Genomic DNA, 19749 nt, shown 5'->3' on the forward strand with positions numbered 1-19749 from the left:
GGCCGAGGACAGTGAGCCCACTGTGGCACCCGCCAACTACCGCTCGCAACCTGCAAGTTGAAAATTGCAATGGCTCAAGTGCATGCTGCTTCCGCCAGGAAGTGATCGAATGACCAGGCAAGCGTGAACGCGTGAGACGGTGACCCGGGAGCTGACGGCGTGAGGGGGTGAGGCGTGACCGAGACCGACTGGGGCGGCGCCCCTTCCGTCCTGCGCATGATCCTCGGCCGACAGCTGGAGGAGCTGCGGACGCGGGCCGGCCTGACGTACGAGCAGGCGGGCGAGGCCCTCGGGGTCAGCCACTCCACGATCCGCCGGATGGAGGCCGCCAAGGTGGCCCGTCTCAGGCTGGCGGATGCCGAGAAGCTGCTCCAGGTCTACGGTGTGACGGACCAGCAGGAGATCGACACCTTCCTGAAGTCCGTCCGTGAGGCCAACAAGCGCGGCTGGTGGCACACCTATCGCGATGTGCTGCCGGACTGGTTCGCGGCGTATCTGAGCCTGGAGCAGGCGGCGTTGCAGATCCGCGCCTACGAGAACCAGTTCGTCCACGGCCTGCTGCAGACGGAGAGTTACGCACGCGCCCTGCTCGGCGCCGGCAATCCGCACGCCCCGGCCGAGGCGACCGAACGCCGGGTCGCCCTGCGGATGCGGCGCCAGGAGCTGCTGACCCGCCGGGAGCCGCCGCGGGTGTGGGTCGTGATGGACGAGACGGTGCTGCGCTGGCCGGTCGGCGGCGCCGACGTGATGCGCGCGCAGGTCGACCATCTGATCGAGATGAACCGGCTGCCGCAGGTGACCCTGCAGATCATGCGGTTCGCGAACGGTCCGCACCCGGCCATGCGGGCGGGCGCGTTCCACCTCTTCCGGTTCCGGGCCCGCGAACTGCCCGACATCGTCTACCTCAACGGCTTGGTGGGCGCTGTCTACCTGGACAAGAGCGACGACGTCGTGGTGTATCGCGAGGCCCTGGACCGGCTGGGCGCCCAGGCGACGCCCGCCGGCAAGACCGAGGCCCTCCTCGGGGCGATTCGCAAGGAGCTCTGACGTGCACCACCACATACGCAACGGCATGCCGTCCCGGGAACTGGGCGCACGCGGCTGGGCCAAGCCGTGGAGCGACGACGCCGGAGGCGCCTGCGTGGAAGTGATGAAGCTCGCCGACGGACGCGTTGCCGTACGCCAGTCGACCGATCCCGACGGTCCGGCGCTGGTTTTCACCCCGCTGGAGATGTCGAGCTTCCTGACGGGTGTCAAGGCGGGTGACGCCGACTTCCTCCTCTGACTCCCCTGCTACTGCTGAGCGTTCCCCGCACCCCAAGCCACGACCCGAATGGGAGACACGGCGTTGCCTGACAACGGATGGCCGGCCGACCGCATCGACACCGAGAACGCGCACTCCGCGCGGATCTACGACTACATTCTGGGCGGCAAGGACTACTACCCCGCGGACAAGGAGGCGGGCGACGCCATGTCCCGGGAGTGGCCCGCCCTGCCCATCCACATGCGGGCCAACCGGGACTGGATGAACCGCGCCGTGCGCTGGCTCGCCGAGGAGGCGGGGATGCGCCAGTTCCTGGACATCGGCACCGGCATTCCCACCTCCCCGAACCTCCACGAGATCGCCCAGGCCGTGGCGCCCGGGTCGCGGGTCGTCTACGTGGACAACGACCCCATCGTCCTCACTCTCTCCCAGGGCCTGCTGGCCAGCACCCCCGAGGGACGCACCTCGTACATCGAGGCCGACTTCCGCGACCCGGCGAGCATCCTCGACGCCCCCGAACTGCGCGAGACCCTCGACCTCACGCAGCCGGTCGCCCTCACGGTGATCGCGATCGTCCACTTCGTCCTCGACGAGGACGACGCCGTCGGCATCGTCCGCCGCCTGCTGGAGCCGCTGCCCTCGGGCAGCTACCTGGCGATGTCCATCGGCACCGCCGAGTTCGCGCCGGAGGAGGTGGGTCGCGTCGCCCGCGAGTACGCGGCCCGCAACATGCCGATGCGGCTGCGCACCATCGACGAGGCCCACGAGTTCTTCGAGGGGCTGGAGCTCGTCGACCCCGGCATCGTCCAGGTGCACAAGTGGCGCCCGGACGGCACGGGGGAGCAGGGCATCCGCGACGAGGACATCGCGATGTACGGGGCGGTCGCCCGCAAGCCGTGAACCATCCCGGGCCGGGGCCGACCTGTGGCCCCGGCCCACCCGCGGGCTGCGACGGATCAGGCCTGCTCGTCGCCGGAGACCGGCTCCGGTTCCGGCTGCACCTGCGGTTGGCCGGTGCGTGCCCGCTCCATGTCGGCTCGTGCGTGGATCAGCAGGGCCACGGCCTTGATGATCGCGGCCGCGCTCATACCGAGCGCCGTCCCCAGTGCGCCGACGGCCGTGATCACCTGGGCGGTCTCCGACGGGTCCAGCCGATCGCCCGCAGGGGCTTCGAGTACGGGGCGGCCCGCCAGGTAGGCCATGAGCCAGGCCGTTCCCGCGGCGGTGGCCCACAGCGCGGCCCGCTGGATCTCGGCTCGGCGCCGACCGCCCGCACCGGCGACCTCGGCGAGGCGGTGCTGGAGTCGCAGATGCCGGAACTCGTAGTGCGCACCCGACTGCCGCAGCACGCCACGGCGGTGCGCCTCTTCGAGGAACCGCATCAGCCGCCAGGGCGCCCGCCCGGTCACGGCCAGCCAGATCCTGGCGGCGCCCATCCGCCCCCAGGCGCCGAGCGCGAGCGCGGAGGTGCCGACCGGCACCCACAGTTCGGTGTGCATGGTGCCCAGCGTGCTGCCCCGCCGAAGCGCCGAGATCAGCACCAGACAGACCCCGCCCGCCAGGAGGGCGGCGATCGCACCGCGCGCGAGAGTCGCGGCGCGGTCGGTGCGCAGGGTGCTTTGCGGACCGGCCGCGCGGATCGTGTCGGACGGTGTGTTCAGAACACGGTAGACACCGGAGGCGCAGCCCCCGATGGCGCCGATCAGCACCCCGAACCAGACGAGGGGGACCACGGCGTCCCGCACGACCGTTCCGGCGGGCCGGTGCACGAGCCACACCTTCACGGGGTCGGGCAGGGCGACCACCAGGTTGTGTGCGTCGACAGGTCTGCCGTCCCACTCGTCGGGCGGGCCGGTCCAGTCGACCACCCAACCGTCGCTCCCCGCACGGATCCGCACGCCCTCCGTCCGCCCTCCGAGTCGCTCGTCCCACGAGATCCGGGCGCCTTTCATCACGGCGAACGGCCGGTCGAGCGCCGCGCGTTCCACGAGCAGGACCTCGCGCGGGCCCGTCGAGCGGACGGAGCGTTCACCGTCGTCCGTTTCGTGGAGCCGCCAGCCCTCGAAGACCTCACCGCTCTGAAGCCGGTGAGCGGGCCAGTGGATCCGGTACGCGGCGAACGCGCCGCTGACGCATCCGACGACCGCCGAGGCGGTGACGCCGATCAGCGTGCACGCGACGAAGCCCCGTAGCAGGCCGCGCCGAAAGCCGCGCAGCACGGCGGCCGGACCGGGATGCTGCGCTGCCACCCGTTCCCCGCGCCGAAGCCCGGCCAGGGACAGCAGCAGCCCGGCCCCGCAGCAGGTCGCGGCAGGGACCAACGCACCGTAATAGCCCTGGATCGCAAGACCGGCGAAGACGACCAGGGCACCCGCCACGCGCACGGCCACGGGGCCGCTCGGACTCCCCGCCCAGGGCAGGGCCAGCGGGAGGGGGCGCCGGGACAGGCCGGCGACGGCGAACATCATCGCCAGGATCAGTCCGAAGCAGCACCCGTTGAGGAACCAGGTGGGTCTCGGGGTGATCACGGCCCCCAGGCGTGCGCCGACCAGGGGCGGTACCAGCAGGCCCAGACCCACCGCGACGACCGTGGCCGCGGCGGTCGTCCGCGCCGCCGTGCGCGCCAACCACCGTGGCCCTTGTGGGGTTTCGGCGGTGGCCGGCAGCAGGAAGGCGAGTCCGAAGCACAGGCCGGACCCGATGCCCGCGAGGTTGAGCACGGCCGACAGCCCGCTGTCCCAGTTGGCGACCACACCTCCGCCGTGGACGGCCAGCGGCACCAGCAGCGCGGCAGTGGCGAGCAGCGCCAGCAGCGCGGGTCCGATCACCTCGAGCGCCCTCGGCATCGCCGTCGGAAGCTCCCACCAGGCCAGGCGCCAGGTGGGCGTCGAGCCGGGACGACGGTGCCCGAGGTCACGAGCGAGGCGGCTCAGCCAGTGGTGGGCCGCGCCCGGGCGCCAGGTGCCCTCCGCGTCCGCGAAGGCCGCCGGTACGAACGCGTCCAGCAGGTGTTCCTCGATGGCCTGCGCCGTGGGGAAGCGGCCGGGATCGGCCAGTTCGCCTGGGTCGCGGGAGGTGTCGCCGTACACCGTGCGCGCCAAGGTCACCATCAGGGGTGTGGTCAGTACGTCCGTGAGCGGTGGCGTGGGGGCCGCCAGCACCGGCGTCCACGCCGTGGAGCCGTCAGGGCTCGAACGGGCCGTGCGCTCCAGGTAGTTCCGTGCGGTGTCGAAGTCCAGCGGTCGCAACCGTACGACCTCCGCCGCGGTCAGCACATCGCCGCCGCACACGGCGCTTGCCCATTCCGCGGTGCGGCAGGTGAGCAGGACCGGCAGCCGCTCGTCCAGTTCGGCGTTCAGGCGCCGCAGCGCGTCCTCGCGGGTGGCCTCCGGCAGTTCGTCGAGGCCGTCGAGCACGGGAAGCACGAGACCTTCGTCCAGCAACTCGCGGGCCAGCGTGCGCCCGTCACGGACGGCGGCCAGCGGCCGGTACTCCGCGGCCAGCCGCTCGGCCAGCCGGCCGCGCAGCGGTGCGGACCGGGGGTCCCAGCTCGCCAGGGGGAAGAGCACCGGCACCGGGTCGCCCGGTCGCCGTACGGCGAGTGAGCCCAGCACGAAGCGCACGGCGAGGATGGTCTTCCCCGCGCCCGGATCGCCCAGCACGACGAGCCGGCCCGAGGGAACGGCCCGGAACGTCCCGACGATCCGGTCGAGCCGCTCGTCCCCGTCGCGTGGTGCCGGCAACGGCAGCCCGCACGCGATGTTGCGCGGGTGGTCGGCGAGCGGCGGACCGACGCGGGACCAGTGGACGTCCAGTGGCGCCGGGGTCCTGCAACCGGCGCAGCCGGGCCTCCGCGGCCCACTGGACCCGCACCGCCTCGGCGAGGTCGTCGGCCGCTTGCAGCCGCCGGTTCCCCGCAGCGGCGGTCTCGGCGCCACTCTGTCCACGCAGGAGGCCCGCGGCGAACGCGCACACCGCCAGCGCTGCGGAGACCACCGAGACCCACAGCGAGGCCGCGTCCTTGTCGTCGCTGTGGCGTACGAGGGCGACGACCAGCGCGACCGACGCGGCACCGGCCACTCCCAGTCCGAGACGGCGAAGCACACGACCACGCTCACACGGCGGTTCGCCCCCCGAAGGGAAGGATCGACGATCTTCGCCGCCACGGGTGACCGACGGGACGGGTGTTCGCGGCGGTGGTGCGTCTGCGGAGGTGCTGTGCGCACTGGTTCGCGGCGTGTCCCCCTGTTACGCAGGAGGTTCCGTCAGCGTTTGCTCCGCCCAGATGATCTTTCCGTCGGGTACGAAACGGGTGCCCCACCGCTGGGTGAGCTGCGCGACCAGCAACAGCCCGCGCCCGCCCTCGTCCGTGGTGCGGGGATGGCGCAGATGCGGAGCGGTCGCACCGCCGTCGAAGACCTCGCAGGCCAGGGCCCGCCCCCTGATCAGCCGCAGCCGGATGGGGCCGGGGGCGTACCGGATGGCGTTGGTGACCAGTTCGCTCACGACGAGTTCCGTCGTGAACGCCAGCTCCTCCAGCCCCCACTCCGCGAGCTGCCGCATGGCCGCCTTGCGGGCTTCGGCGACGACGGCCGGATCCATGGGCAGCTCCCAGTCCGCGACCTGGTCGGCGCCGAGCCGGCGGGTACGGGCCATCAGCAGGGCCACGTCGTCGTACGGGCGGGAGGGGACCAGGGCGTCGACCACGGAACGGCACCGGACGGTGAGCGAGGGCCCCGGCCGCTCCAGGGCCAGCCGCAGCCGGTCCCGGTCCGCGTCGACGGCCCAGGCCCCCACCCCGTCGGCGAGCAGCCCGTCGGTGTACAACGCGAGCGTGCTGCCCGGTGGGAGCGTCACCTCGACCGACTCGAAGGGCGGTCCGCCCACGCCGAGGGGCGGCCCCTGGGGGAGTTCCACGAAGGTGGCCGTGCCGTCGGGCAGGATCACCGCGGGCGCCGGATGCCCGGCGGCGGCCATCGCGCACCGCCCGTCGACCGGGTCGTAGACGACGTACACACATCCGGCGCCGGACCCGTCGGCGGGCCTGCCGGTGACCGGCGCGGAGGGGCGGGTGCCGTCGGTCTCTTCGGCGTCGGGTGCGGTGCCCGTGGTGTCGTCGGGGCCGGTTGCGTCCGGTCCACGGGCGTGCGCCGCTCCCTCCGCATCCGGTACGCCCGCCTGGGCCCGGTCCGTCGCTCCCGTGTCCGGTGCGATGCCCTCCTCGTGATCGGAACGTGCCACCACGTCATCGAGGTGACCGAGCACCTCCTCGGGCGGCAGGTCCAGGGCGGCCAGAGTCCGTACAGCGGTACGCAGCCGTCCCATGGCCGCTGCCGCGTCGATGCCGTGGCCGGCCACCTCGCCCACCACGAGGGCGACCCGCGCACCGGACAGCGGGATGAGGTCGTACCAGTCCCCGCCGACGCCGGTCAGCTCGTCGGCGGGCCGGTAGCAGGCCGCCACCTCCACGGCGTCCTGCTCGGGCAGCCGGTGCGGGAGCAGGCTGCGCTGCAACACCAGGGCCGCGTCCCGCTCGCGGGTGTAGCGCCGGGCGTTGTCCACACAGACGGCCGCCCGGGAGACGAGGTCCTCGGCCAGGCTCAGGTCGTCCGTGTCGAAGGCCTCGTGGCGGCGGCGCCGGAAGAAGGAGGTGACACCCAGGGTGACGCCCCGTGCCCGGATCGGCACGATCATCGCGCTGTGCAGGCCCAGCTCCAGGAAGATGGACCTCCGGCCACCGTGTGTGTCCGTGACCCACTCCTCGCCGAGCGGGTCGAGCCGCTCCTCGAGCCAGGAGCTGCCCGTCGTCAGGCAGCGGATGGGGGGCGATCCCGCCAGATACGTGGCCACCTCGCCGACGGCGCGGACGGCCCTCGGGACCACGTCCACCGACCGGTGTCCCGCGCGGCGCAGCGGCACGGGTTCCGAGGCGCTCAACGGCCCGGGGGCGGGCTCCGCGCCGCCCAGCACCGACTCCAGCAGGTCCACGGTGACGAAGTCGGCGAGCTCCGGCACGGCCACGTCGGCCAGCTCCTGCGCGGTCCGCGTGATGTCCAGGGTGCGGCCGATGTGCTCGCCGGCCCGGTCGAGCAGCGCCAGCCGCTGCCGGGCGCGGTGCCGGTCGCTGATGTCCACGACGACGTAGTACACGCCCACCGGGTGACCCTGGCCGTCGTCGAGCCGGGTGAACGACATCATGTGCGAGGTCTCCCGGAACGGAGCGGACCGGACCCTGCCCACGTGCTCGAACCCGACCACGGATTCGCCGGTCACCAGCACGTGCCGCATCTGCGCTTCGATCGCCTCGGTGTCCAGGCCCGGCTGGATGTCCGCCAGCCTCAGTCCCAGCCGACGGTGCGGGGGTCCGCCGCCGAACTGGGCGAGGGCCGCGTTCGACCAGACGTAGCGCAGGTCCGTGTCGACGATCGCTATGCCGACGGGGGAGCGTTCGACGATCTGTTCCAGCATGGTGCGGCTCATGTCCCAGCCGGGCGCGTCCGCCAGCTCCGACATCAGCGCGAGCCACTGCGAGGGGCCGCGCGTCTCCCGCCCGGAGGTGATCCGCACCATCACCCGGACGGGCAGTCCGTCCTTGCGCCGGGCCGTCAGCAGCCCGGCCCATTCACCGTCCCTGCGGCAGTGCTCGACGACCTCCGGCACCCGCGGGGCGTCCTCGGCGGTCAGCAGGTCGGCCAGGTTGGTGCCCACGGCTTCGGCGGCCCCGTACGCCAGCATCCGCTCGGCGTCCCGGGTCCAGCTCGTCACCACGCCCCGTGCGTCCAGCAGCAGGGGCGCGGCATCCGCCACGTCGAACCGTCGACGGGTGACGTCGCGGTCCTCGTAAGTGCCCACGGCCGACCTCTCTGTCGCTGAGAGTGGTCTACCACCTCTCCCACCCATCTTCATCCTTCGCCCGTCGCCCCTGCCGCGCGGAGGCACGTGCCGGGCAGACGAGTGGGATCGAAGCGGACCTCGCTCATGAAGGGCCCTCGCCGGAGTGGGTGCCCTCACGCGCCTCGCAGCAACACCGCCTCCAGTGCGTCGAGGGCGGAGCGGAGCTCCTCTTCCGTGATGGTCAGTGGGGGTGCCAGGCGGATCGTGGAGCCGTGGGTGTCCTTGACCAGAACGCCCTCCCGCATGAGGCGCTCGCTGACCTCGCGGCCGGTGCCGAGGGACGGGTCGATGTCGACGCCCGCCCACAGCCCGCGCGCCCGGAAGCCGACGACACCCTGGCCGACGAGCTTCGCCAGGCCGTCCCGCAGGACCACGCCCAGCTCCGCCGCCCGGCGCTGGAACTCGCCCGTCTCCAGCAGGTCCACCACCGCCGTGCCGACCGCCGCCGCCAGCGGGTTGCCGCCGAACGTCGAACCGTGCTCACCCGGCCGCAGCACACCGAGGACCTCCCGGCGCGCGACCACCGCCGACACCGGCACGATGCCACCGCCCAGCGCCTTGCCGAGGAGCAGCACGTCCGGGACGACGCCCTCGTGCTCGACGGCGAGGGTACGGCCGGTACGGCCGAGGCCCGACTGGATCTCGTCCGCCATCCACAGGCAACCCTTGCGACGGGTCAGGTCGCGGACGCCCGCCAGATAGCCGTCGTCCGGGATCACCACCCCGGCCTCGCCCTGGATCGGCTCGATCAGCACCGCCGCTGTCGTCTCGTCGATCGCCGCCTCCAGCGCCGCCAGGTCGTTGTACGGCACGATCCGGAAGCCCGGCGTGAAGGGGCCGAAGCCCGTGCGCGCGGTCTCGTCCGTGGAGAAACTGACGATGGTCGTCGTACGGCCGTGGAAGTTCTCCGCCGCGACCACGATCGTGGCCCGGTCGGCGGGGACGCCCTTCACGTCGTACGCCCACTTGCGCGCCACCTTGATGCCGCTCTCGACCGCCTCCGCGCCCGTGTTCATGGGCAGCACCATGTCCAGGCCGGTCAGCCCGGCCAGCCGCTCGGCGAACTCGGCGAGCCGGTCGTTGTGGAAGGCACGCGAGGTCAGGGTCAGGCGGTCCAGCTGGCGGTGCGCCGCGTCGATCAGCGCGGGGTGCCGGTGGCCGAAGTTGAGGGCGGAGTAGCCGGCCAGCATGTCGAGGTAGCGACGGCCCTCGACGTCCTCCACCCAGGTGCCCTCGGCGCGGGCGACGACCACGGGCAGCGGGTGGTAGTTGTGCGCGAGCACCGGCTCCTCGGCGCGGATCAGCTCTACGGAGTCACGGGTACGGGCGGGTGCGGTCATGGGCGGATCTCCTGGGTGCAGCACTTGATGCCGCCGCCGGCCTTGTGGAACTCCGACAGGTCGACGGGGACGGGGACGTAACCGCGGTCGGCCAGCCGCGAGGCGAGGCCCTCGGCGCGGGGCGGGACGAAGACGTGGTGTCCGTCGGATACGGAGTTCAGCCCGAAGGCCATCGCGTCCTCGCGGGTGCCGAGCACCGCGTCCGGGTACAGCCGCTCCAGCACCTCGCGGCTGCCGGGCGAGAACGCCTCCGGGAAGTACGCGATGTTCTCGTCGTCGAGCACGAACAGCGCCGTGTCCAGGTGGTAGAAGTACGGGTCCACCAGCGTCAGCGAGATCACCGGGACGCCGAAGAACTCCTGCACCTCGCGATGCGCCTCGCGGGTGGTGCGGAAGCCGGTGCCGGCCAGCAGGTACCGGCCGGTGAAGACGAGGTCGCCCTCGCCCTCGCACACGTTCTCGGGCCGGTAGACGTCGTAGCCCGCCGCCTTGAACCAGGTCTCGTAGTGGGTGGACTCGGGGCGGCGCTCGGGTGCGTGGAAGAGGGAGCCGAAGACGCGGCCGTCGACGACGACCGCCGAGTTCGCGGCGAAGACCATGTCCGGCAGCCCGGGCACCGGCGGCACGGTCTCGACCGTGTGGCCGTGGGCCCGGTAGGTGTGGATCAGTGCCTGCCACTGCTCCTGGGCGAGATCGAGGTCTACGCGGACGTCGGGATGCATCCAGGGATTGATCGCGTACTGCACGGCGAAGTGTCTGGGTTCGCAGACGAGGAAGCGCCGTCGGCGCGGCACACGGCTTGTGGGCACAGAGGGGTACCTCCGCTTCCAGCGGTGTCGACTGAGGGGTGACACCAAGGTAGGAAGCGACCGCGACGGGCGACAAGCAACAAGAGCTGCGTGTCCGCGCAGGAATGCTGCGTTCTGAACGCCCTCAGCGCACGTCTGGTGCGGCCTGCGGGGCAGGGTGGCTGGCACCCGCCTCAGGGCTCTCCGGGATCAGATGGGACAGCACCATCACGCTGATCGTCTTCCTGATGAACGGCTCCGCACGGATCCGCTCGAGTACCTCCTCGAAGTGCTCCACGTCCCTCGCCCGCACATGCAGCAGCGCGTCCGCTCCACCGGTCACCGTCATCGCCGCCGTGATCTCGGGGTGATGGCGCACGACCTCCGCCAGCCGTCGGGGCGGTGCGGCGCCCTCGCAGTACACCTCGACGTACGCCTCCGTGCGCCAGCCCAGTGCCGACGGCTGCACCGTCGCCGTGAACCCGGTGATCACGCCCGTCTCGCGCAGCCGGTCCACCCGGCGCTTGACGGCGGTCGCGGACAGCCCGATCGCCGTGCCGATCTCGGCGAAACTGGTCCTGGAGTTCGCCATCAACGCGGTGATGATCTTCCGGTCGAGCTCGTCGAAGGATGCCGGCCTGCTGTTCATGCGGGCACTGTATCCAGCGGAAACGTCCACGTCCGGCCCGTGTGCAGGCGTACGGAATGCTCCTAGACTCCACGTTCATGCTGCGCGCCCTGGCTGTCGACGACGAACGCCCCTCGCTCGAGGAACTCGTGTACCTGCTGAACGCGGATCCGCGGATCAGCAGCGCGGAGGGCGCCGGCGACGCGACCGAGGCGCTGCGCCGCATCAACCGCGCCCTGGAGTCCGGGCCGGACGGGCCGGAGGCCATCGACGTCGTCTTCCTCGACATCAACATGCCCGGCCTCGACGGACTGGACCTGGCCCGCTTGCTGACCGGATTCGCCCAGCCGCCGCTGGTCGTCTTCGTCACCGCCCACGAGGACTTCGCCGTCCAGGCCTTCGACCTCAAGGCGGTCGATTACGTGCTCAAGCCGGTCCGCAAGGAGCGCCTCGCCGAGGCCGTGCGCCGGGCCGCCGAACTGCGCGGCACCACACCGCGCATCCCCGTGCACGAGCCCGACCCCGACCACATACCCGTCGAACTGGGCGGCGTGACCCGCTTCGTCGCCGTCGACGACATCACCCACGTCGAGGCGCAGGGCGACTACGCCCGACTGCACACCGGCAAGGGCAGCCACCTGGTGCGCATCCCGCTGTCCACCCTGGAGGACCGCTGGCGCTCCCGCGGCTTCGTCCGCATCCACCGCCGCCATCTGGTCGCCCTGCGCCACATCGGCGAACTCCACCTGGACGCGGGCACGGTCAGCGTCCTGGTCGGCTCCGAGGAACTCCAGGTCAGCCGCCGCCACGCCCGTGAGCTGCGGGACCTGCTGATGCGCCGGACCACGAGCTAGGGGGAACGCATGCCCCAGGACCAGACCGAACGCCGCGTCGTCGTCACCGGACCGCCCCGCCGCACCCTCCCCCACGCTCGGCTTCGCTCGCGCGGGCGGTACTCCCATGCCTCCGGCTACTACCGTCCCCGCACCGAGATCGACGAGCAGACCACCCTCGGTCACACCTATGTGCGCTCCCTGATGCGCACCCAACTGCGCGCCGCGCTCACCGTGTTCGCCGTGCTCGGCCTGCTGGTCGGACCGCTGCCCCTGGTGTTCGCGACGACCCCGAACGCCCGCCGTCTGGAGTGGCTGGTGCTCGGCTTCGGCCTGTACGCGCCCCTGGTGCTGCTCGCCCGCTGGTATGTGCGGCGCGCAGAGCGCAACGAACGGGACTTCGCCCGTCTCGTCGAGGACCGCTGAGACGGCCGAGGCCCACGCCCGTGTACTCCGGATACGCCGTCCCCGCCGTCGCCCTGGTCGTCGTCGCGACCGTCCTCGTCGGCGCGTTCGGCCTGCGCATCTCCCGAACGACCTCCGACTTCTACGTCGCCTCCCGCACCGTGGGCCCGCGCCTGAACGCCGCCGCCATCAGCGGCGAGTACCTCTCCGCCGCCTCCTTCCTCGGCATCGCCGGCCTGGTCCTCGTCCAGGGGCCCGACATGCTCTGGTACCCCGTCGGCTACACCGCCGGATACCTCGTCCTCCTGCTCTTCGTCGCCGCCCCCCTCCGCCGCTCCGGCGCCTACACGCTGCCCGACTTCGCCGAGGCCCGGCTCGCCTCCCCGGCGGTGCGGCGGCTCGCGGGCGCCTTCGTCGTCGGCGTCGGCTGGCTGTACCTGCTGCCCCAACTCCAGGGCGCCGGGCTGACGTTGACCGTACTGACGGGCGCGCCCGACTCGCTCGGCGGGATCATCGTCGCCGTCGTCGTGACCGCGATCGTCGCCGCGGGCGGCATGCGCAGCATCACCTTCGTGCAGGCCTTCCAGTACTGGCTCAAACTCACCGCCCTCCTGGTCCCCGCCCTGTTCCTGGTCCTCGCCTGGCAGGGCGACGGAGCCCCCCGCAACGTCTTCGACGAACCGGCCGGCTTCCGCGAACAGCGCGTCGTCCGCGTCGACGACACCCTCGACCTGAAGCTCGAAGAACCGCTGACGGTGACGGTGACCGGCACGGTCGACGGCCGCAGGTACCAGGACGACAGCCTGCGGCTCCCCGCCGGCACCCACCGCATCGAGCAGAGCACCCGCCTGACCTTCGACAAGGGCGATCCCGTCCCCACGGCCGACTCGGCCGGCGGCGGCATGTCGCCCTCCCGGGCCGAGAGCCGCGAGGAACGCCCGCTGTACGCCACGTACGGTCTGATCCTCGCCACCTTCCTCGGCACCATGGGCCTGCCGCATGTCGTCGTCCGCTTCTACACCAGCCCCCACGGCGTGGCCGCGCGCCGTACGACGGTGGCCGTGCTGGCGCTGATCGGCGGCTTCTACCTGCTGCCGCCCGTGTACGGCGCCCTCGGCCGGCTGTACGCCCCCGAACTCACCCTCACCGGCGACGCGGACGCGGCGGTCCTGCTGCTGCCCGAGCGGATGATCGGCGGCGTCGGCGGCGATCTGCTCGGCGCGCTGGTCGCGGGCGGCGCCTTCGCCGCGTTCCTGTCCACGGCGTCGGGGCTGACCATGGCCGTCGCGGGCGTGCTGACGCAGGACGTCCTGCCGACCCGCGGCGTGCGTCACTTCCGGCTCGGCACGGTGCTCGCCATGGCGGTGCCGCTCGCGGCGAGCGCCCTGGTCGGCGGGCTGCCGGTGGCCGACGCGGTCGGGCTGGCCTTCGCCGTGTCCGCCTCGTCGTTCTGTCCGCTGCTCGTGCTCGGCATCTGGTGGCGGCGGCTCACCCCGCCCGGCGCGGCCGCCGGGATGCTGGTGGGCGGCGGCTCGGCGTTCCTGGCCGTGGGCGCGACCATGGCCGGACTCCCCGGGGCAGGCCCGCTGCACGCCCTGCTCGCCTGGCCCGCGCTGTGGTCGGTGCCGCTGGGCTTCCTCACGATGGTGCTGGTCTCCCTGGCGACCCCGGGCCGGGTCCCGGCGGGGACGGCGGCGATCCTGGCGCGGTTCCATCTGCCGGAGGAACTGCGGACGGAGGTGAAGGCATGAGCGGTTTCCTGGCCGGCCTGTGCGTCGCCGTTCTGCCGCTGCTGGCCGCGGGCTTCTGGCTGGGCCGGCGTACGAACCGCCCGGAGAGCCTCGGAGGCCTGGGCACCCCCGTCGAGCACGCCACCTTCCAGACCCTGCACACCGCCTCCCTCGCCGCACCCCCGCTGCGGGCGGGCCTCACCGAGGAGACCGCCCGCAAGTCGGCCCGCAGGCTGCGCACCCTGCTCGGCACGGACGCGCTGTGCCTCACCGACGACACCCACGTCCTCGTCTGGGACGGAGTGGGCGACCACCACCGCGCCGAGATCATGGAACGGCTCGCCGGCCCGCTGGAGACCGGCCGCGGCGAGGCGTTCCGCCTCACCTGCGACGCCCCCGACTGCCCACTGCGCTGGGCGGTCGTGGCCCCCCTCACCGTCGACGACCGTGTGCACGGCGCCCTCGTCGCCTGCGCGCCCCGCGAGTCCGCCGTCCTCGTCCGGGCGGCCGGCGAGGTCGCCCGCTGGGTCTCCGTCCAGCTGGAACTCGCGGACCTGGACCAGTCCCGCACCCGTCTGATCGAGGCCGAGATCAAGGCCCTGCGCGCCCAGATATCCCCGCACTTCATCTTCAACTCGCTCGCGGTGATCGCCTCGTTCGTCCGCACCGACCCCGAACGTGCCCGCGAACTGCTCCTGGAGTTCGCCGACTTCACCCGCTACTCGTTCCGCAGACACGGCGACTTCACCACCCTCGCCGACGAACTCCACGCCATCGACCACTACTTGGCGCTCGTGCGGGCACGCTTCGGCGACCGCCTCTCCGTCACCCTGCAGATCGCCCCCGAGGTGCTCCCGGTCGCCCTGCCGTTCCTCTGCCTCCAGCCGCTCGTCGAGAACGCCGTCAAGCACGGACTCGAGGGCAAGTCCGACAAGTGCCACATCAGCATCACCGCGCAGGACACCGGCGCCGAGGCCCTGGTCGTCATCGAGGACGACGGCGCCGGAATGGATCCCGACCTGCTGCGCCGCATCCTTGCCGGGGAGGTCAGCCCGTCGGGCGGCATCGGCCTGTCCAACGTCGACGACCGGCTCCGCCAGGTCTACGGCGACGACTACGGCCTGGTCATCGAGACCGCGGTCGGTGCGGGCATGAAAGTCACCGCCCGGCTGCCGAAATACCAGCCGGGCGTGCACTCGGCGGGGCGGCTCACCCGCGAGTGAAGACTCGCCGGGAGCTCAGGTGCTGCGCGTGGCGACCATACCGAGGGTGATCAGACCCAGCACGACCCAGCCGAACCACAGCCAGCCGTTGCTGCCGAGCGCCACCGTGTAGCCCGTCACCACGACGAGCCCACCAACGGTGAGCACCCCCATCGCCTTCGTAGAACCGTCCGTGGAACCGGGCATCGCAACACCCTCCTCATGGTTCGTCCCCCTCCATGGTGCCCCCGTTCTGCTTCCGGACGGTGCACACGACGAAATGAGTGCCGGATTTCCAGGAACCCTCACCGGTCCAGGAACCGGCCTCGTAGACGGAAGGGTCGAATCCGTAGTCGGCAGGCGGTACGTCCCGCGCGCACGCCGTGTCCGACCGCGTGCGCGCCTGCGCGAGCGTCAGCCCCGCGTCCAGACGGGTGAAACCGAGCACCTGCTCGTCGTGGCGTCCCTCGCAGGACACCAGCCGGACGTCCCGGTTGGAGCGGGCGTCGAGGCAGTCCCGCTTCTGCATGGTCGCCGTGTCCGTGAACGCCGACCCCGGCCTGCGATGGCCGGCGAGCGGCCCGTACACCGGCCCGTGCGCGCCCAGCACCAGACAGGCGGCGCGCCGTCCGGCCGTCTCGAAGCCCGCCTGCGTCGGCAGGACCGCGAAGCTGCGCACATCCGCGAGCCGCTCGCGGACCTCCCGCGTCAGCTCCTCGCACCGGGCCTGCCCGAGCGTGCGTGCCTGCTCCGCGGACGCGGCTTCGAAGAACGCCATCACCTGCCCGTCGGGCGCCTTGTCCCGGCAGGTCGGGTCCAGGGAGAGCCGGGGCGTGCCGGTGAAACGAGCCGCGCCGGGCCAGTCGGCGAGGACGCAGTCGCCGGCCTTCAGCGGTGCGGCGAGCCCGACGGTGTTGCCGTACGGCGCCGCATCCGTGCCGTCGTCGGTCGTCCGGTCGGCCAGGGCGTACCAGACTCCGCCCAGCGCGAGGGCCAGCCCCAGTCCTCCGGAGACGAGTGCCTGCAGGGCCCGGGGGCGAGTGCGGCGGCGCCGGCCCGGCTCGGGTGAAGGCGCCACGACGGGGGCGGCCGCCGCGGCCGGCGGAAGCGCCGACGCCTCGTTCCAGTGGGGCCGCGACCCGAGGTCCGTCTGGGTCCGCACGTACCCGTCGCCCTGCGGCGCCACGATCCGCGCCAGAGCGGCCTCGGCCTGAGCCGCGGTCATCCGCTGCGCGGGATCCTTCGCGAGCAGCGCCCGCAGTACGGGTTCCAGTGCACCGGCGCCCACCGCGGGCCGCGGCTCCTCCGTGACCACCGCTGTGAGCTCCGCGAGGTGCGACTCCCGGTCGAAGGGGCCATGGCCCTCGACGCCGTAGTAGAGGGTGCAGCCCAGCGAGAACAGGTCGGCGGCCGGGGTGGGCGGCCCGCCGGTGACCCGCTCCGGCGCGAGATAGCCGGACGTTCCCACCAGGGCGGACGCGAGCGTGTACCGCGTCTCTCCCGCGTCCGGCTGCACGGAGATGCCGTAGTCGGTGAGCAGGATGCGCCCGTACGGCGCCCCGGTGCGGTCCGGCGCCAGCAGGATGTTCGCCGGTTTCACGTCCCGGTGCATGACGCCCCGCTCGTGTCCGGCGGTCAGCGCGTCCAGCACGGCCAGGCCCGTGCGGGCACACTCCGCGGGGGCGAGCGGCCCGCGCCGGGCGACCAGGTCGCGCAGATCGACGGCGCCCGCCACGTACTCCATGACGATCCACGGCAGCCCCTCGTGCTCCAGCACATCGTGCACGGTCACCACATGCGGATGGCCGCGCAGCCCCGCCGCGTGCCGGGCCTCCGCGCGGGCCCGGGCAACCCGCGCCTCCCGCTCGTGGCCGGCCTCGGCCGGGTCGCGGAACACGATCTCCTTGAGCGCGACCTCGCACGCCAGTCTCTGGTCGTGGGCGAGCCACACATGGCCCATCCCACCGCTGCCGAGCCGGTGCAGCAGCAGATAGCGGCCGGCGATGACCCGGCCCACTCCCGACGTCGGTGATCCTGAAGGCATGCGGTGACTCCCTCGGGGTGCTACGTCGTGGCGCTCGCTGTGGGTTCGACGGCCCCGGGCTCACTCGGGACCGGTGCGCTGCCGGGCGGCTCGCCGGAGGCCGGTGCGCTGCTCGGGACCGGATCACTCGGCGGAGGTGAGCCGGTCACCTCCGGGGGCGCGCTGGTTTCCGGGGGCGGCTCGCTGGTGGGCGGGGCGGTGCTGGTGGGTGCTGGGCTGGACGGCGGCGGGGCGGAGGAGGGCGGGCGGCTGGTGGGCGGTTCACTGGTGGGTGGATCGGTGGCCGGCGGTTCGCTCGTGGGCGGATCACTCGTGGGCGGATCACTCGTCGGCGGTTCGCTCGTGGGAGCCGATGACGACGGCGTCGAGGCCGATGACGAGGGCTTCGAGGTCGACGGTGAGGGCGATGGCGTCGAGGTGTCGGACGACGGGTCGTCTGTCGGCTGTGAGGTCGCCGGGCTCGGGTCAGGGGGAGTGGTCGCTCCTCCGCTCGTGCCGTCGGCCACGCTCAGCGTCACGTACTCCCCGAACCGCAGCTCCTTCCCGGCCGGCGGATCGGACGCCGTGACCCGCGCACCGTCGGGCGGCAACCCGCCGCCGTCGAACGCAACCGCCAGCCCCGCGTCGGCGAGCAGCCGGCTCGCCCGCCCGAACGTCGTCCCGGCCAGGTCCGGTACGGCGCGCCGCTCCCGCGTGTCGAACGTGGAGTCGTCGTCACCCGTCGTGCCGACCGGACGGTTGATCCCGCGGTCCGGGTCGTCCACGTCGACCAGGGCCAGCCGGTCCAGTGTCCGCGGGGCGGGCTGCACGGCCACCACGGAGTCGCGGTCGTAGCCCTTCCACTTGTGGTTGCCGTCCTCGAACCGGACCGAAATCCTCCCGGTGTCTCCCTCGAAGGGGCGCAGCGGATTTCCGCAGGAACACTTGACGGCGGGCAGTCCCTGCGGGTCGACGAGAACGGCGATTCCCGCCTGCAGCAACGCATCGAAGGGAACAGACTTTCCCTTCTTGTAGTCATGGTTCTTCACGAGTGTGTCGGTACGGAGAAGAACCGGCGTGAGCCGGCCGAGATACTCCGGGATCTCGGCCGTCGTGATATCGAGCGCGGTCGCCCAGGCCTGTGCCTTGCGGTGATTCCTGGGATCGGTGAGGAATTCCCTCAACCGTGCGACATCACAGATCCGCTGCTCCCCGGTGCCGCCGTACAGCCCTGGTGTGTCGCCCTGCTGAAGGCCGCCCGGCGCCGGACGGGAGCGGAGGCCGGCGTCGTGGCCGAGCCCCGCGCTCTCGTCGAAGAAAGGTGCGAGTGAAGGAACTCCCGCGGCAACGGCCTTCACCGCGAACAAAGGTGCGCCCCGGTCACATCCGCTCAGGACCACCACGAAAACCAACAGGACGGCGATCCTGCGGAACACCGATTTCCCCGCCCTGCGCAGGTACACACGAAACGCCATCACCGCTCCCCCCGGCGGTTCCCCCAACGCGTTTCATGCTACTGAAAGGAACTGCCCGGAAAAGGCGGTCAGCGGCTGCGTGCGTTCAGTGAGGCCAAATAGGCGTTGTATGCCTCGAGTTCCTTGTCGCCGTCGCGGTCGGCGGCCCGGTCCTTGCGCCGCGCCTGCCGCTGGTCGGAGGCGTACCACTGGAACAGCAGGGCGATCAGCACGAGTACGGACGGGATTTCGCTGAACGCCCAGGCGATACCGCCGGCCGCGTTCTGGTCGCTGAGCGCATCGATGCCGAGGGAGGCGGGCGGGTCGGCGTACGTGTCGATCATCGGCGTCGAGGCCATCATCAGCGCGATACCGAAGAACGCGTGGAACGGCATGCCCGCGAACAGCTCCAGCATCCGCATCAGATAGCCCGGCCGGTGCGGTCCCGGGTCCACGCCCATGATCGGCCAGAAGAACACCAGGCCGACAGCGAGGAAGTGCACCATCATCGCGATGTGCCCCACCTTGGAGCCCATCAGGAAGTCGAAGATCGGGGTGAAGTACAGCGCGTACAGGCTGGCGATGAACAGCGGGATCGTGAACACCGGGTGGGTGGTGATCCGCATGTACCGGCTGTGCAGCACGGCCAGCAGCAGCTCACGCGGCCCCTTGCGGCCCCGGGCGGCCGGCGGAAGTGCACGCAGCGCCAGGGTGATGGGGGCGCCGAGCAGGATCATGATCGGGGACAGCATGCTGATCACCATGTGCTGCACCATGTGCACGCTGAACATGACCATGCCGTAGTCGTTCAGCCTGGTGCACATCATCAGCCCGACGCTCAGCACACCGGCGGCGAAGGAGACGGTCCGCCCCACCGGCCACTTGTCACCGCGCCGCACGAGCCGGGCGACGCCCCAGCCGTACAGCACAAGCGCCAGCAGGCAGGAGACGAGGAAGAACGGGTCCGCCGACCACTGAAGACCCCGCCCCAGCGTGAACGGCGGCAGATCCATCGTCATGCCGTGCCCGCTGTGATCCATCCGCCGGCTCCTGATTCGTGGGGGTTGTACGTTTACGTCCGCCCCAAGACTAGAACCGCCCCCGGCGACTCATGTCACCGGGGGCAACCGCGGCCAACTCAGGGGCGCGGGGCTGTATCAATGTGCGGCTCCGCCGCGTGGGCGCGAG

At 72.0% G+C, this 19749-nt stretch carries 16 protein-coding genes; 7 read left to right on the forward strand and 9 right to left on the reverse strand.

What is annotated here, in order from left to right; all coding sequences use genetic code 11:
* Nucleotides 1-216 precede the first annotated feature (216 nt).
* From ACKTSN_RS40890 to ACKTSN_RS40900, 3 genes are all read left to right on the forward strand, one after another.
* Nucleotides 217-1047: a helix-turn-helix domain-containing protein gene (locus ACKTSN_RS40890; RefSeq protein WP_409475042.1), complete on the forward strand. Its 831-nt coding sequence runs from the start codon at nt 217-219 to the stop codon at nt 1045-1047.
* 25 nt (nt 1048-1072) lie between these two features.
* Nucleotides 1073-1285, forward strand: coding sequence for a DUF397 domain-containing protein (locus tag ACKTSN_RS40895; RefSeq protein WP_409475043.1), 213 nt, complete (start codon nt 1073-1075; stop codon nt 1283-1285).
* Nucleotides 1286-1348: 63 nt separating this feature from the next.
* Nucleotides 1349-2164 carry an SAM-dependent methyltransferase gene (locus tag ACKTSN_RS40900; RefSeq protein WP_409473681.1) on the forward strand — a complete coding sequence of 272 codons (816 nt, stop codon included), beginning with the start codon at nt 1349-1351 and terminating at the stop codon, nt 2162-2164.
* A 56-nt stretch (nt 2165-2220) separates the two neighbouring features.
* On the opposite strand, the gene ACKTSN_RS40905 is transcribed toward ACKTSN_RS40900, so the two are convergent.
* From ACKTSN_RS40905 to ACKTSN_RS40925, 5 genes are all read right to left on the reverse strand, one after another.
* Nucleotides 2221-5007: an NACHT domain-containing protein gene (locus ACKTSN_RS40905; protein WP_409473682.1), complete on the reverse strand. Its 2787-nt coding sequence runs from the start codon at nt 5005-5007 to the stop codon at nt 2221-2223.
* Between the two features lie 505 nt (nt 5008-5512).
* Entirely contained in the window at nt 5513-8116 is a 2604-nt protein-coding gene (locus ACKTSN_RS40910) for a SpoIIE family protein phosphatase (protein ID WP_409473683.1), read from the reverse strand.
* 155 nt (nt 8117-8271) lie between these two features.
* Nucleotides 8272-9498: an ornithine--oxo-acid transaminase gene (rocD, locus tag ACKTSN_RS40915; RefSeq protein ID WP_409473684.1), complete on the reverse strand. Its 1227-nt coding sequence runs from the start codon at nt 9496-9498 to the stop codon at nt 8272-8274.
* A complete protein-coding gene (gene ddaH, locus ACKTSN_RS40920) occupies nt 9495-10307 on the reverse strand; it encodes a dimethylargininase (RefSeq protein ID WP_385508986.1) in 813 nt (270 codons plus the stop codon). Before ddaH ends, rocD begins: the two co-directional genes overlap by 4 nt.
* Before the next feature lie 124 nt (nt 10308-10431).
* Entirely contained in the window at nt 10432-10935 is a 504-nt protein-coding gene (locus ACKTSN_RS40925; protein WP_224738984.1) for an Lrp/AsnC family transcriptional regulator, read from the reverse strand.
* A 77-nt stretch (nt 10936-11012) separates the two neighbouring features.
* Between ACKTSN_RS40925 and ACKTSN_RS40930 the strand changes: the two genes are divergently transcribed.
* The 4 genes from ACKTSN_RS40930 to ACKTSN_RS40945 are packed head-to-tail and all read left to right on the forward strand — an operon-like array spanning nt 11013 to nt 15105.
* Nucleotides 11013-11768 (forward strand): LytR/AlgR family response regulator transcription factor, encoded by a 756-nt coding sequence (locus ACKTSN_RS40930; RefSeq protein WP_409475044.1) that lies wholly within the window; start codon nt 11013-11015, stop codon nt 11766-11768.
* 9 nt (nt 11769-11777) lie between these two features.
* A complete protein-coding gene (locus ACKTSN_RS40935) occupies nt 11778-12173 on the forward strand; it encodes a hypothetical protein (protein ID WP_409473685.1) in 396 nt (131 codons plus the stop codon).
* A 20-nt stretch (nt 12174-12193) separates the two neighbouring features.
* A complete protein-coding gene (locus tag ACKTSN_RS40940) occupies nt 12194-13903 on the forward strand; it encodes a cation acetate symporter (protein WP_409473686.1) in 1710 nt (569 codons plus the stop codon).
* Nucleotides 13900-15105 carry a sensor histidine kinase gene (locus ACKTSN_RS40945; RefSeq protein ID WP_409473687.1) on the forward strand — a complete coding sequence of 402 codons (1206 nt, stop codon included), beginning with the start codon at nt 13900-13902 and terminating at the stop codon, nt 15103-15105. Before ACKTSN_RS40940 ends, ACKTSN_RS40945 begins: the two co-directional genes overlap by 4 nt.
* 15 nt (nt 15106-15120) lie before the next feature.
* On the opposite strand, the gene ACKTSN_RS40950 is transcribed toward ACKTSN_RS40945, so the two are convergent.
* The 4 genes from ACKTSN_RS40950 to ACKTSN_RS40965 all read right to left on the reverse strand — a co-directional run bounded on the left by ACKTSN_RS40950 (nt 15121) and on the right by ACKTSN_RS40965 (nt 19601).
* Nucleotides 15121-15291: a hypothetical protein gene (locus ACKTSN_RS40950; RefSeq protein ID WP_129796602.1), complete on the reverse strand. Its 171-nt coding sequence runs from the start codon at nt 15289-15291 to the stop codon at nt 15121-15123.
* A 13-nt stretch (nt 15292-15304) separates the two neighbouring features.
* A complete protein-coding gene (locus ACKTSN_RS40955; protein ID WP_409473688.1) occupies nt 15305-17128 on the reverse strand; it encodes a serine/threonine-protein kinase in 1824 nt (607 codons plus the stop codon).
* A 20-nt stretch (nt 17129-17148) separates the two neighbouring features.
* Nucleotides 17149-18582: a DUF6777 domain-containing protein gene (locus ACKTSN_RS40960; RefSeq protein WP_409473689.1), complete on the reverse strand. Its 1434-nt coding sequence runs from the start codon at nt 18580-18582 to the stop codon at nt 17149-17151.
* Between the two features lie 68 nt (nt 18583-18650).
* Nucleotides 18651-19601: a cytochrome c oxidase assembly protein gene (locus ACKTSN_RS40965; RefSeq protein ID WP_409473690.1), complete on the reverse strand. Its 951-nt coding sequence runs from the start codon at nt 19599-19601 to the stop codon at nt 18651-18653.
* Between the last annotated feature and the right edge of the window lie 148 nt (nt 19602-19749).

Source organism: Streptomyces flavusporus, from assembly GCF_046267975.1.
Classification (GTDB): domain Bacteria; phylum Actinomycetota; class Actinomycetes; order Streptomycetales; family Streptomycetaceae; genus Streptomyces; species Streptomyces flavusporus.

Bases quoted from the DNA above. Each gene is read 5' to 3' on its own strand.
- ACKTSN_RS40890 (WP_409475042.1), top strand. From the start codon at position 217: ATGATCCTCGGCCGACAGCTGGAGGAGCTGCGGACGCGGGCCGGCCTG.
- ACKTSN_RS40895 (WP_409475043.1), top strand. From the start codon at position 1,073: ATGCCGTCCCGGGAACTGGGCGCACGCGGCTGGGCCAAGCCGTGGAGC.
- rocD (WP_409473684.1), bottom strand. From the start codon at position 9,498: ATGACCGCACCCGCCCGTACCCGTGACTCCGTAGAGCTGATCCGCGCC.
- ACKTSN_RS40925 (WP_224738984.1), bottom strand. From the start codon at position 10,935: ATGAACAGCAGGCCGGCATCCTTCGACGAGCTCGACCGGAAGATCATC.
- ACKTSN_RS40930 (WP_409475044.1), top strand. From the start codon at position 11,013: ATGCTGCGCGCCCTGGCTGTCGACGACGAACGCCCCTCGCTCGAGGAA.
- ACKTSN_RS40935 (WP_409473685.1), top strand. From the start codon at position 11,778: ATGCCCCAGGACCAGACCGAACGCCGCGTCGTCGTCACCGGACCGCCC.
- ACKTSN_RS40945 (WP_409473687.1), top strand. From the start codon at position 13,900: ATGAGCGGTTTCCTGGCCGGCCTGTGCGTCGCCGTTCTGCCGCTGCTG.
- ACKTSN_RS40950 (WP_129796602.1), bottom strand. From the start codon at position 15,291: ATGCCCGGTTCCACGGACGGTTCTACGAAGGCGATGGGGGTGCTCACC.
- ACKTSN_RS40955 (WP_409473688.1), bottom strand. From the start codon at position 17,128: ATGCCTTCAGGATCACCGACGTCGGGAGTGGGCCGGGTCATCGCCGGC.
- ACKTSN_RS40960 (WP_409473689.1), bottom strand. From the start codon at position 18,582: ATGGCGTTTCGTGTGTACCTGCGCAGGGCGGGGAAATCGGTGTTCCGC.
- ACKTSN_RS40965 (WP_409473690.1), bottom strand. From the start codon at position 19,601: ATGGATCACAGCGGGCACGGCATGACGATGGATCTGCCGCCGTTCACG.